Here is a 13,622-nt window from a genome sequence, read left to right as displayed (position 1 = left end):
TTAAACCTATCTTCTTCCGACTTTGTACTACTGCAATACCAGATAAATGGCTTGACTAAGTAAGTGCTAATTTCAATACTCAATTGTACGTATCTTCGAGAAACAATACCATCGCCGTCAAGCTCCGTAGGTTTACGTTAAAGATTAAGGGGTAAGGATGATAGCGGACTGATGATACCATGAAAAGTGCTCAGCTATTATTCTTTATAGAGAGTCTTCTATCAGAACCATATTTACCTTAGTTTTGATAGACATACAGGCCTTGCTCACCCCAATCACCGCGTTGCTCTATACTCATGGAATGGGGTGTTGCTGATTTATAGCCTGCATATGCCCAAGTATTGATTAGCTCATATTATCTACGGTTTAGTTAAGAGCAAGTAATTTTCTGTTCCAATTAAAGCGTTGTCTTTCTGTTTAGTATCTAATGTGGCGCTCAGACCTAAACCATCGATATTCGGATCAAGTTCAAAGGCTAATGGTCCTTTGACCTCTTTAACTGGATCGTTAAATGTACGCAAAAAGGCACGACGAACATTTTGATTACCTTGCAACAAATCAACTTGAGCAAGAGCAATATTGCCACTCCACAATCCATCGATCGCGCTATCAGAATAAGAAGGCAGAATTATTTCTCTTGTTGGTGGTGTATAAATTACCTGTCGAATTTGCTGCCCAGAGCCATTTTCAATCAATAAAAAGTTACGCTGCATTGTATACTTTTTGTCAACAACACCAAGATATGCTTGAAGCCTTTTACCTGACTCACATTCAGAGCTTCCACACGCTTCGATAAGAACCTCAGATGCTGAAGGCTTATCGAGATCGTTCATAACGAAATTATAGTTAATACCATCTTGTGGACGTTGATTCCATGATTCACTACCATCTAATCGAGCATTATGCACAAACGACCAGCCTTGATTTGTTCCTTGCGTTTTTAGCACATAATTCCGAGCAAAATCACCCGCATAACTAAATGCTACCCCGCCAGTTTCAGGTAAGCTTTGCCAAAGGTATGCATTGCTATTATATCGCAGCCATAGCTGAGCTGAGGACAATGCAGTGGTCGTATCAGAATAGCTCCACAATGGGAAAGCATCGTTGGATTTGTCACCGATATTGTTAAGATCTATCGCACGAGAACCTAATTCTCTCGTGCTGACCATCCGATACCCATCAAGTTTGCGATATTGTTTTTGAGTAAAGTCACTGTTGATATTTTCAATAGTGTCGGTAGGTAGGCTTTCATAACGTACAGCCAATAATGGTTTACTGCTAGTCTTAAGCTCGACGTTCAGTGGCGAAAGTGCCCAATAATTTTGTTCTGGAGTATTAAACGCAAATACTCCTGTACCATTTCCACCATCATCAATGCTTTGCTTGCGTTTTGAAAAACTAGTCCGCGACTGTTTTATACACGACGTAAAAGTAGCAGGACGCGATAACGCACTACTAAATCGCATTGAACTAGACAACAAGGATTTATGGTATGTCACCCCATCGACAATGGTGGTAAGAGAACCCTGCCGAATCGTTTGATGAGAAATAGTTACATAACCATCTTTAGGAACCTGAGATTGCGGAAAGCTTAAGGTAGAGGTATTTGAGTTTGGTGTGTATTCTCTAAGAACTTTTCCTGCTTTGTTCTGTATCAGTACTTTCAGAGAACTGGTTTCACTTCTTGCAGCTAAAATTAATTTGTACTTATCGATCTCTGGCTCATCAACATTTGAGGTTTCTTTATAAATAGGTTGACTATCAAAGATTGCACATTCAGCTGGTAAAGTATTACGTTCTGTTTCGTACAAAGCAATAAAGCTGAAGTTATATTTCGCAGTAGGTTGAGAATTACTATCTCCATCCCCGCCTCCGCATCCTAAAATCGATAGTACTGAAATTGTAATTATGCATTGGTGTATTTTTTTCATAATTCCCTCAGAAGTGGTCATTCCTGTCCGTCTAAAGTTATAGGTATAAAGTAATAATGATTGAGTATATCGCTAACTAAACCATGTTAACTTTACAAGGTTAAAGAACTGCGAACACTCAATTACCGCATAGGTGTTGCCAGACTGAATCATCCTGCAACTCTCATAATAATCTTTATTTTAGTGATATCCCAACTCGTTTATCTGGTTGAGATAGACTTTCTCTTTGCACAAAACACTCTGTTAGGCTAGTTTTTTTTGCCTTAAGCCCTTTAGGTAAACAGCAAAACTTCAACACACTGGTGACATGCCAAAAGAAAAATCGGCTAAACATTTTTTTGCTAGCTCTTTGTCTGTAATGTATCGCTTTAGTATTGAAATCTAAAGTGATTGGTAAACCGTTTGCTTTAGCACGGTAACAAAAGTCAATATCTTCGCAATACATATAATATTTTTCGTCTAACCCACCTAGTTGTTGGTAATGATAACTACTGATGGCTAAAAATGCACCACTCACCCAAGCCTCTATACCGCCTAGTTTTTCTGAAGATCGATCAATAAAAGTACTTTGTTCACTACATAGGTAGGTCAACACAAATTGTTTAAGTGTAGGGTAGCACCTTAAGTTATTGTCTCGACAGCTTAATTCTGGCCCTAAAAATAAATCAGCGGCAATAATTCCATTATTTTTTTTGATGGCCGTTTTTAAATTCGTATAAGTTTCAGGGAGTAACTGTACATCAGGATTAAGTAGTAAAAACCAATCGTCCTTTTGTGGTCGCAGATACTGATGATAGTACTGAAAGTTTAAGTTGTTGTTTTTAGAAAATCCGTAAGCCTTTGTATTGGCAATATAGTGGATACTATGTTTGTGGCAATAAGCTTTTAGATCAGAATCTTCAATATTATCCCGACAAATAACGTGTACCTCCTGCTCTGCAGCAAGAGAAGCCAACGCACCTAGTCGGGCAATCATTTCTCCTTGTTGATGAGAAACTGTGGATACGATTAATCTCATAAGATCCTATATTCTATTATCTACTACTCTATAACAGCACATGCTATTCAATCACTTCTCTATACCCTTCTACCTAAACCATCAAACAGTGTTGAAATGATATCATTTCTCTATGAGATAGCTCACCATTTGCAAAAATACTTATAGATATCTTAGTGTACAAGGATTGGATCTTAACTTACCATTATGCGTGTAGAAAAACCAACCGCTATCGATAAGAATAATCTAGTATATTTCGCCACCACTCGCGGTGAGTTAAATACTGTTCGGAGCAAATTATGAACATCTATGGTAGATGACCTGAGCACTGAACAACAAAAGAGTTCACGAATTTAAGCCAACAACGCAAATTGAATAGAGTGTAGTGTAGAAGAAAAAGTCATCATAATTAAAAAATTGACAAGCGCCATCATGCAGCTCCGCGCCAAAGAATCCTAAGAGCATCAGTACCACTAGATATTGCTTATTTCTCCTTATTCCCTTTCCTGATAATATTTGAAAAATTTTTTAGTTTTTAAGGTGGAACACGATATGATCATCGTAACTGGTGGCGCTGGCATGATTGGTAGTAACATCATCAAAGCGCTAAATGAACAAGGCATTAGTGATATTCTTGTTGTCGATAACTTAAAAAATGGGCGTAAATTCAAAAACCTAGTTGATCTGGATATTGCCGATTACATGGACCGAGACGATTTCTTGGTGCAGATCATGTCTGGTGAGGATTTTGGCCCTATTGAAGCGGTATTCCATGAAGGCGCTTGCTCTGCCACCACCGAATGGGATGGCAAGTATGTGATGCTTAATAACTATGAATATTCTAAAGAGCTACTGCACTACTGCTTAGAGCGCGACATTCCATTTTTATATGCTTCATCAGCCGCAACCTATGGCGATACCGATACCTTCATTGAAGAAAAAGAGTATGAAGGTGCGCTGAATGTATACGGCTATTCCAAGCAGCAATTTGATAACTATGTGCGCCGTATTTGGCAAGAAGCACAAGCACACGGTGAGACTCTTTCCCAAATTACCGGTTTTCGTTATTTCAATGTCTATGGCCCGCGTGAACAGCACAAAGGCTCAATGGCTTCTGTTGCTTTTCATTTAAATAATCAAATGAATACGGGTGAAAACCCGAAACTGTTTGCAGGTAGTGAAACCTTCCAGCGTGATTTCGTTTATGTGGGTGACGTTGCGGCTGTGAATTTATGGTTTATGAACAGCGGAGTATCCGGTATTTATAACTTGGGTACTGGCAATGCTGAATCTTTCCAAGAAGTTGCCAAAGCCGTTATCAAGTACCATGGTAAAGGTGAGGTTGAAACCATTCCATTCCCAGATCACTTGAAAGGTGCTTACCAAGAGTTTACTGAGGCTGATCTGACGAAATTGCGCGCCGCAGGTTGCCAGCATCAATTTAAGACGGTGGCTGAAGGTGTGGCTGAGTATATGGCGTTGATTAATATTTAAATGCGCATTTAGGGCCAAAATTAAGCTCCTTGGCCCTAAATTTATATTTAACTACGTTGTTTTAAATAATTAAACCACCCGATAATGAGTTCCCTTTATGCTACGTCTCTTTATTCCTCTTAGCTTAGTTCTATTTTCTGCGGCACTGCTTAGCAAAGTAATGGCCTTATTACTTGCTGATACTGCTCTTATCTCTATAACAAGTAATGAATGGTGGAAGGCTTTATTGTGGGGAACTCGTCTTGATCTGGTGATGGTGATGCTGTGCACCCTTGTTATATTGCTGGTTCATTTGATGAGTAGTAGGTATAAACCATTGCGCTGGTTACCCAAGCTGCTCACAGCGCTGGTCGCCATATGGCTCATCATGACAACCGTTGCCGATGCTATTTATACTATGCAGGCAGGGACTCACATAACCTTTGAAGTCTTTACTGCTGAAGGCTCTGAATTAGCGTTGTTGATCACCGCGTTACAAACTGCACCACTACTGATATTCACCGCAATCATCTTATGTATGATAAGTCTATTCGGCGTAAGCCAGCTTCCTTTTAAACCGATAACCTTCAGTAGCAAGCGTTGCCTCTCATCAACCCTTTTTAGCGTGCTATTGGTTGCTGCTACGATAACCGTGGTACGTGGTGGTTGGTCAGACGCCCCGCAAAGCCCAATGAGCGCACATAAAATAGGTAATGCAGAACAAGCCTTTGTTGCTTGGAGCGCACCTTACAGTATTACTTATCACCTAATTAAAGGGGCTAAAAATGCGGCTCAACAAATCACCCCACATATTGAACTTGATTACACAAAACTACCTTTTCCCCAAGCTCAACTAGAAAATTTAAAACCTGCTAACGTAGTTTTTGTACTACTAGAAAGTTGGGCAAGTGTTGATATGAAAAGCTATGCTGGGCAAACTGACGCCACACCATTTTTCGACCAATTACGAGCCCAAAGCCTTAGTGCGCATGCTATGTATGCAAATGGCTTTCGCACGGTTCAAGGTATATTTGCCAGTCATTGTTCTTTTCCAAACCCTATATCGAGTAGCGTGGCTGGCACGCAACTTCAAGCAAAACCTTATTACTGCCTACCCCAGTTATTACGCGAAAATGGTTGGCGAACACACTTTATTCAAGGCAGCGGTAAGGGGGCTGTAGGACAATTTGCTCAATCGCTCGGCTATCAGTTTTCTTATGGTAAAACCGATTACGATTTTTTAGCTAATAGAAATTCTTGGGGATATATGGATGATGGCATTTATCGTTTCGGTCTAGATAAGATAGCGAATCTAGAACTGCAGGCGCAACCGTGGTTAGTCACAATTAATACAGGAACCACACACGACACTTATCTCCCTGATGAGTCTTTGTATGTTTTCGGCAAAGAAAATTATGATCAAGTTCGGCGGAGTGTGTTGCATCATGCTGACAGTGCGTTAGAGCGCTTTATTACTCAACTGAATCAAACCGTCAAACGTCCTACGTTAGTCGTGTTGATGTCTGACCATACCACATTAGGATCTAGCCATAATCTTTCAGCCAACTCTATCCCCTTTTTAGTCTATGCCACGAATGACTCTATTGCTCATCGTACAATCAGCGCCACTACTTCTCAGCGGGATATAACTCCAACAATTATCGATTGGTTGGGAGGGGAAGTGCCATGGTTTAGCGGTTTTTCCTTACTCAAATATGACGATTACCAAGGTGGGGCTCAATTTGTTCAAGGTGAAAATATTCACTGGATTGAACAGGACAACTTCATCAGTTTTAATGCTCGTAGTGGTACTCTAAAACAATGTGCGAAAGTAGCTGAGGATACTATCAGTTTGATAGGGCATCCTTGTGATGAGACGTTTCAAGCACTTTGGCAAAAGGTAAAAACATTCACTTCTGTTTCACAACAATTATTGTTTGATGGGCAAACCCAACGCTATACGAATGAACTCATGCATTCTTTACCTTAACTATTCGCATTTTTGGGAATTTTTATGAACATATTAATGGCCTTATCTCAACTTGAGGTCACTGGGGCGGAGGTGTACGCCACAACCGCTGGCGATGAACTGACAAAGCGTGGGCATAAGGTATTTTATGTTTCCGATACGCTAACAAAACCTCACCAAGGGCTATTTTATAAACTCCGTTTTAATAAACGCAGTATTCCTCGCCGCTTTTGGCATGTGGGTTATCTTATTTATCTGATTAAGAAACACCATATCCAGCTAGTGCATGCTCACTCTCGCGCCTCAAGCTGGAGTTGTCACATTGCTTGCAAATTAACAAATACGCCTATGGTCACCACAGTACATGGCCGTCAGCCTGCACACGCATCTCGTAAAAAATTTCACGCCATGGGTGACAAAGCACTACCGGTTTGTGAGGCCATTGAACAACAACTCATGACTGAATTGAATGTTCCACAAAGCTCGCTCGTCGTAAGCCGAAACGGCATTGAAACGCAAGAATTCGCTTGGCAAAATGCTCCTCAAAATAGCAAACCTGTTGTCAGTATTATTGGTCGATTAACCGGCCCTAAAGGGGATCTTTGTTATCGGTTGCTCGATGAGTGTTTAGACTCAGCAAAATACCAGATTCAGGTCATATCTGGCTCTAAAATTGAAGCGCGTTTTGATAAGTTTACTTCTGATGTTCACTTTCTTGGTTATTCACAAGATGTCGTCTCGATACTTGCTCAATCAGACTTAGTCATTGGGGCTGGCAGAGTGGCAATGGAATCTTTGCTGTGTGGACGGCCTACACTGGCAATCGGTGAAGCAAGTGCCATTGGTATTGTCGATGACAAGAATATCGCTGCAGCCATGGCAAGCAACTTCGGTGACATCGGGCCAAAAGATCTCGATATTGATTTTGCAAAAATTAGTCAATATGTGGAACAAGGGTTAAAAACACCACACTGCTCGCCACAAGTCAGAGAGATAATTCAGCACAGCTACAGCTTAACCAATGTGGTCGATCAAATAGAAGATATTTATCAAACGGTTTACGTTGAAAAGCTGCGTAAAGAGATGCCGATTATTATGTATCATCGCTTTATTAAGGATGATAGTGAAAAAGGCGTACATGGAACCTATCTGCATATTGACATGCTTGAAAAGCACTTCAAACTGCTAAAAAAAATGGGCTTTGAAACGCTAACCTTTAAAGATTTAGCGGATAAAGGGCTTATTCACCGCCTTGAATCAGGCAAGCGCTATATCATCTTAACGGTTGATGACGGGTATCAAGATAACTACGAATTGATGTTGCCGCTATTACGAAAATATGGTTTTAAAGCGGTTGTCTACATAGTAACAGGTGAAGATTTTAACCGTTGGGATGTTGAAGTACCGAGCAACCCAGAAAAACCAGTGCCTTTAATGTCTCGTCAGCAAGTCAAAGCATTACACGATTCAGGGCTAGTTGAAATTGGGGGTCATACAATGACTCATCCATTTCTCAGCAAACTCAGTGAATCTGAACAGCGTAAAGAGATCTCACGTAATAAGTTTGAACTCGAAGAGCTACTAGGCGAACAACTGGTTTCTTTTGCATACCCCTATGGCGATCATGATGCGCTCTCAAAACAGATCGTGCATCAATGTGGCTATCAATTTGCGGTTGCTACTAACAGCGGTCCATTATTAATACATCAAGATTCATATAAAATACGACGTATTGCTATATTCCCTAAAACTGATGTGTTTGGCCTATGGCGCAAAGTGCGCGGTAATTATACGTTTCGTAAAATGAATAATTAACTACGACTTGCAATCAATGGTAATATTAGTCCATTAATTGAAATTCATACTAATACTAACACCCTTTAACTGCTTGATAGCTTCAGGGCTTTTGCTTTGAATTCAGGGGAGAGTTAATTCTGTTTTCTTCATCGTCATTGTTCACCTCGTTAGTGATTGTACTCACTTAACGAGGTGAACAAAACTACAGATGTGGATCAATTATGGGTATGGATAATCAATACATCACTAGAAGAAAGCACTAAAACGCTTTTCGATTATGTTCGAAGACAGACTTGCTGATTATATGCAACTCTAGCAGTTACACATAATTCTTTACAGTCTCTTTACAAGGCCTAATCGCCAGCTTGGTAGCCTTGCTTTAACGATTGCCAATCTAACTCACACCATTTAATCGATCTTTTAACAACTTCTTTAATAAATGAGCGTTTTAATCTTTCTAAGTTCGATGATTGCCAATTTCGACTTACTTCTACATAACACTTATCAAAATCAATAATCCATACCGTCTCTTGTTCATCAACCAGAATGTTATGGATATTGAGATCGGTATGATTGACTCGAGCATCATGCATTTTTCGAATTTCACGGCCGATTTTTCTGTAGAGTTGAACACTTATGATTTGTTCTTGTAAGATGGTAAGTAAATCACGCGCGTTACATACTTTTTCACTCAATAAATCAGCTTTATAAAAGAATCCATTTTTTTGTACGCGAGCGGCAATCGGACGTGGCACATTCACACCTGCTTCGCGTAAGTAATTGAGCAGCACAAATTCTTGATAACTGCGCGTTTTTTCCCAACCCGTGAACCAGTAGTAATCCGCTACAAACTTCCCAAACAAACCACCACGGTGATAATGACGCAAAGCACCTTGAGTATGCTGTAACTGTACAAACCAAGTAGTTCCTCGGCCTATTGCACTCCCTATGATGCAGTCTTTTGACTGCCAATACTCAATCGAAAAACACTCATCACAATCTTCTTGAATAAGTGTATTGTCTAACCATATAGCTATACTGTCATACTGAATAGCCTTCAGTTTTGATGATTGGCTAACCATTTATCTAATCCGTTATTAATGTAAGAGACTGAAGAGTTTAACTTAACACGTTTACGTTCGGCCATTGTAACATCTCCATCATCAGGAATTCGTATTGGATGTTCTAAATGGTAGATAATCGCTCGTCCAACACAACCAAAATAGTTCACACCATTGAGCTGAAGGCGTCTAATTAAATCGATATCCTCCCCTCCCCACCCTAAAAAATCCTCATCGAATCCATTGATATCAAGCAAATCTTGTCTATCAACCGCCATATTAGCGCCATAAGGCCATACTGATTTGAATTTATTTAAAAGTGGGAGCAACCCTTCAGGGAAATAGAATGCCATTTCCGCTTTTTTAGTTTGCTTAAATAATGATAACCAAAGCAATCGAAAATTATTCTCAAGATCTCGAATAATCCATTTATCCTGTTTTAATTTATTAGTTATTACTTGTCTTAAATAAACACGCGGCCCTGTAGTGATCAGCCTAGCTTGATAATGTGTTTTATGATCAGCAATAAAATGTTTATGTGGTATACTATCGCTATCCACAAATATCAATCGATCTGCTTTGCTACTTGCTATCGCTTTATTAAGAATGATCGTTTTTCTAAAGCCTTGATCTTCATGCCATACATGCCGAATATTCATACCTTTATCTCGGTATTTATTTACAATAACAAGCACTTCTGGTCCTGAACCATCATCAGCGATACAAATTGAAAACCTCTTATCTGACTGATACATAAAACCGTTTAATGTAATTTCGATTACATTCGCATCGTTATAGGCTGACATGATGACTTCATACTGCATTTTTCGTTTGTTACCACTCTCAATAGTCATTGTTTTACAAGTCTACCAACTATCTGCATAATCGACGAATAGTAACGTCCATTTTGTTAGGAACATCATGGCTATTTTTCAATCAGCCCCACACTCTCTCTGTATCCTTCGTCTGTCGGCGATTGGCGATGTGTGCAATGCAGTGGCCGCCGTGCAATCAATTCAACACCAATGGCCTGAAACTCATATCACTTGGATCACTGGAAAGCTTGAAGCACAGTTACTCACTGATTTACCGAATGTAAACGTGGTTATATTCGACAAAAAACAGGGATGGAAAGCATATCAAAAATTATGGGCAGAACTTAAAGGGCAATCCTTCGATGCGCTTTTGCATATGCAGTATGCCTTTCGTGCCAGTATTGCCACACTGGGTATTAAAGCTAAATATAAACTCGGTTTTGATGCCGCCCGCAGCCAAGATTTCCAACACCTATTTACCAATGTAAAAGTGATATCGCCTCAAGCGCCTCATGTATTAGATGGCTTACTCGCGTTTGCAAAGTGCCTTGGAATAAAAGAACTAGAACCTAAGTGGTCACTCACTTATTCAGATTCCGATCGTCAATGGGCCAAGCAGCAACTTGCACATTCAAAACGTAATTTAGTCGTGGTTCCTGCCGCGAGTAAGCCTTATAAAAATTGGACCGCTGAAGGTTATGTAGAAGTGATAACGCATGCTCAACAACTTGGTTGGCATATCATTTTAGCCGGTAGTCCTGCGCAAATTGAAGTTGATCTAGCAGCCGAAATAGCGAGTAAACTTACTCAGCCGGTACTCAATGTCGTTGGTAAAAGCCAGCTTAAAGAGATGTTGGCACTGCTCGACTTAGTCGATTTAGTGATAGCGCCAGACACAGGCCCAGCGCACATGGCCAATGCAATGAATACTCCCGTTATCGGTTTATACGCTCACCATAACCCGCAGCGCACAGGGCCTTATCAGTATCGTGATTATGTGGTATCAGCTTATGAAGAAGCACTGTTTGCCGAAACAGGAAAAATGAAAGAGCAAGTCAGTTGGCGCACTCGCGTCAAAGATGAACAAGCGATGCAGCGCATTCAAGCAAGCCATGTTATCCAAATGTTTGATAAGATAACGGCTGATTTTCAGCTAAACCCAATATCCGAGGAATGAATGTGAGCAAACCTACTTTAGCCGTTGCGCTGATCGTTAAAAATGAAGCGCAACATCTGCAAGCTTGCTTAGAAACCGTTCACCAATGGGTCGATGAAATCGTCGTCTTAGATTCAGGTAGCAGTGATAATACCGAAGAGATTGCACGCCGTTATACTGACAAGTTTTTTGTCAATTCGCAGTGGCCTGGGTTTGGCCCACAGCGCCGCTTAGCGCAGTCGTATGTCGAGTCTGATTATGTGTTGTGGCTAGATGCCGATGAACGCGTGACCAAAGAGTTAAAAGAGAGCATTCAGCAAGCGGTCGCGGCTAATAAACCCAATACACTGTATCAATTTGCCCGTTTGAGTTGGGTTTTTGGCCGCTATATTCGCCACTGTGGTTGGTATCCTGATCGCGTGTTGCGCCTCTACCCGACTCAATTAACGCAATATAACGAGGCTTTGGTGCATGAAAAAGTCGAAGTCGCAGATGGCATGAAAGTCGAGAATCTTGCAGGTGATGCGATTCACTACACCTATAACGATATTCATCATTATTTAGTTAAATCCGCAGGTTATGCCAAGGCATGGGCAGAGCAACGAGAAAAACGTGGTAAGAAAAGCAGCATTAGCCAAGGTATTTTGCATGCGTTTGGCTGCTTTTTGAAAATGTACGTTTTAAAAGCAGGCTTTTTAGATGGTAAGCAAGGCTTCTTGCTTTCTTTATTATCGGCGCACTCAACCTTTGTTAAATACGCCGATTTATGGGTTAGAAGCAGTACTGAGCCACCCAAGGGTTAAGTTCGGCTAACACCGCATTAATATCAATGCGGCTCATATCGGCCTGAGTTTCTTTGTCTTTTGCTTGTGGTGGACAAAAGGCAATGTGGCGACCTTGTGAATTCAATGGTCGCCAACGCAGTGGCGTGGCTGAACGTTTGGCGGGGAAAAAGCCAACTGTGGGCACATCAATCGCAGCGGCAATATGCAAAGGCCCGGTTGAACCTGCGATAAAAATATCAGCGCAAGCAATCGAGCGTGAGAAATCAACAAGCCCTTCATTTTTATCATACAGTGCCGCTCGCCCGCCCTTTTCTTCAATCAAAGCTTTTAACTGCGCGGCTTTCGCTTCTTCTCCCGGCCCGGCGGTAAGGATAATTTCTTGCTTGCCATCAATCCCCATCACTAACTGCGTGTATTGCTCTAGCGACAAATTATTCGCTGAACCGCCGCTTCCGGCGTGTACAAACATCCACGGTTTACTGGTATCGAGATGAAGTTGCGCAGCCAGTTTGCTTTTTTGTTCAACAAGCTTCGCTTGATCAAATTGCAGATAAGGTGCGCTCGGCTCGACAACCTCTTTGCCAATATCATGCAAAAAAGCGCGTACCAAATCTAAGTTATACTCATATTCTGGTTTGGCTGATTGAGAGCGTTTTTGCTTAATTCGTTTGCTATAAAAAATTTGAGCGAATTTAGTCGCCGGCGCTAAACGATAAGGAATACGAGATTTCCAAACTAATAGTGCATTGTAAGTGGTCGAGAAGAGGTTGATCGAGGCATCAAAGTGTTGCTGTTTAATTGCTTGAATACATTGCTTTTTCTGCGCAGAGGACGCATTTTCCGTTGGGTCGACCATCACCGCATCAATCCACGGGCAAAGCTCGGCCAGCGCGACGGTATAGCTGGGGACTAACGCGGTAAGATGGCAATCTGGCAACGAGGCTTTTAGCATCGCAAAACTTGGCCAAGCCAGCATGAAATCACCAATTTTATCGTTACGGATCACCAACAACTTCTTCATCGTCTCTTCTCTCACTCGCTAAGCGTCACAGTTTAATGCGGGCTACATCATACCGAGTTCAATAGGTAATTTTGAGTCTTTTTGTTAATATCAGTGCCAGTTAACCAATATGAGCCTTCCACTGTGAGCCAAAAAAGAATTTCGCGTGTGATTTATCCCGGCACTTTTGATCCCATCACCAATGGTCATTTAGATCTGATCGAACGCGCCGCCAATATGTTTGATGAAGTGATCATCGCCGTCGCCGCCAGCCCAAGCAAAAACACCATGTTTACTCTGCAAGAGCGGGTCGACTTTGCCAGCGCCGTCACTCAACATTTAGAGAATGTCACTGCCAAAGGATTTGCTGGGTTAATGGTCGATTTTGCGCGTGATGAAAAAGCCAATGTGCTGATCCGCGGTTTGCGTACTACGGTTGACTTCGAGTATGAATTTGGTTTGACCAACATGTACCGCCGTTTAATGCCGGGGCTGGAAAGTGTGTTTCTTACACCATCAGAGGAGCATGCGTTTATCTCCTCCACCATTGTGCGAGAAGTGGCGATTCATGGTGGAGAAGTTGATCAATTTGTTCCTGACATTGTCGCTAACGCCTTGCATGGCAAGAAAATATAGCC

11 protein-coding genes are annotated in these 13,622 nt (G+C 41.3%); 6 read left to right on the top strand and 5 right to left on the bottom strand.

The genetic code is table 11. The annotated features are described in order from the left end of the window. Positions 1-359: 359 nt before the first annotated feature. Positions 360-1,931 carry a hypothetical protein gene (locus tag AACT42_RS19740; RefSeq protein ID WP_176429087.1) on the bottom strand — a complete coding sequence of 524 codons (1,572 nt, stop codon included), beginning with the start codon at positions 1,929-1,931 and terminating at the stop codon, positions 360-362. A gap of 175 nt (positions 1,932-2,106) precedes the next feature. Further along, the gene (locus AACT42_RS19735) at positions 2,107-2,949 is read right to left on the bottom strand and encodes a glycosyltransferase family 2 protein (protein WP_047688522.1); all 843 of its coding nucleotides are present in this window, start codon (positions 2,947-2,949) and stop codon (positions 2,107-2,109) included. A 531-nt stretch (positions 2,950-3,480) separates the two neighbouring features. Here AACT42_RS19735 and rfaD point away from each other — a divergent pair. The 3 genes from rfaD to AACT42_RS19720 all read left to right on the top strand — a co-directional run bounded on the left by rfaD (position 3,481) and on the right by AACT42_RS19720 (position 8,185). After that, positions 3,481-4,422, top strand: coding sequence for an ADP-glyceromanno-heptose 6-epimerase (gene rfaD / locus AACT42_RS19730; protein ID WP_094132185.1), 942 nt, complete (start codon positions 3,481-3,483; stop codon positions 4,420-4,422). Between the two features lie 97 nt (positions 4,423-4,519). Continuing rightward, complete coding sequence (locus tag AACT42_RS19725; RefSeq protein ID WP_094132186.1) at positions 4,520-6,391, top strand: LTA synthase family protein; 1,872 nt, start codon at positions 4,520-4,522, stop codon at positions 6,389-6,391. A gap of 24 nt (positions 6,392-6,415) precedes the next feature. After that, the gene (locus AACT42_RS19720) at positions 6,416-8,185 is read left to right on the top strand and encodes a polysaccharide deacetylase family protein (protein ID WP_094132187.1); all 1,770 of its coding nucleotides are present in this window, start codon (positions 6,416-6,418) and stop codon (positions 8,183-8,185) included. A gap of 335 nt (positions 8,186-8,520) precedes the next feature. Here AACT42_RS19720 and AACT42_RS19715 read toward each other — a convergent pair whose 3' ends face one another. Beyond that, the gene (locus tag AACT42_RS19715; protein ID WP_047688512.1) at positions 8,521-9,249 is read right to left on the bottom strand and encodes a 3-deoxy-D-manno-octulosonic acid kinase; all 729 of its coding nucleotides are present in this window, start codon (positions 9,247-9,249) and stop codon (positions 8,521-8,523) included. Continuing rightward, a complete protein-coding gene (locus tag AACT42_RS19710) occupies positions 9,225-10,052 on the bottom strand; it encodes a glycosyltransferase (protein WP_339373652.1) in 828 nt (275 codons plus the stop codon). Before AACT42_RS19710 ends, AACT42_RS19715 begins: the two co-directional genes overlap by 25 nt. A gap of 97 nt (positions 10,053-10,149) precedes the next feature. Between AACT42_RS19710 and AACT42_RS19705 the strand changes: the two genes are divergently transcribed. Then, positions 10,150-11,220 carry a glycosyltransferase family 9 protein gene (locus AACT42_RS19705; RefSeq protein WP_094132189.1) on the top strand — a complete coding sequence of 357 codons (1,071 nt, stop codon included), beginning with the start codon at positions 10,150-10,152 and terminating at the stop codon, positions 11,218-11,220. After that, positions 11,217-12,002 carry a glycosyltransferase family 2 protein gene (locus AACT42_RS19700; RefSeq protein ID WP_094132190.1) on the top strand — a complete coding sequence of 262 codons (786 nt, stop codon included), beginning with the start codon at positions 11,217-11,219 and terminating at the stop codon, positions 12,000-12,002. The genes AACT42_RS19705 and AACT42_RS19700 overlap by 4 nt, the downstream gene beginning before the upstream one ends. On the opposite strand, the gene AACT42_RS19695 is transcribed toward AACT42_RS19700, so the two are convergent. Then, positions 11,971-13,005 carry a glycosyltransferase family 9 protein gene (locus AACT42_RS19695; RefSeq protein WP_094132191.1) on the bottom strand — a complete coding sequence of 345 codons (1,035 nt, stop codon included), beginning with the start codon at positions 13,003-13,005 and terminating at the stop codon, positions 11,971-11,973. The two genes, AACT42_RS19700 and AACT42_RS19695, sit on opposite strands and share 32 nt — an antisense overlap. A gap of 123 nt (positions 13,006-13,128) precedes the next feature. Here AACT42_RS19695 and coaD point away from each other — a divergent pair, with 123 nt between their 5' ends. Beyond that, complete coding sequence (gene coaD, locus AACT42_RS19690) at positions 13,129-13,620, top strand: pantetheine-phosphate adenylyltransferase (RefSeq protein ID WP_010318989.1); 492 nt, start codon at positions 13,129-13,131, stop codon at positions 13,618-13,620. The last annotated feature ends 2 nt before the right edge of the window (positions 13,621-13,622 follow it).

Origin of the sequence: Vibrio sp. V15_P4S5T153 (assembly GCF_963874485.1) — a bacterium.
GTDB lineage: Bacteria > Pseudomonadota > Gammaproteobacteria > Enterobacterales > Vibrionaceae > Vibrio > Vibrio anguillarum.
The sequence above is the reverse complement of the archived record's forward strand: the minus strand, read 5'-3'. Positions and strand labels throughout refer to the sequence as shown.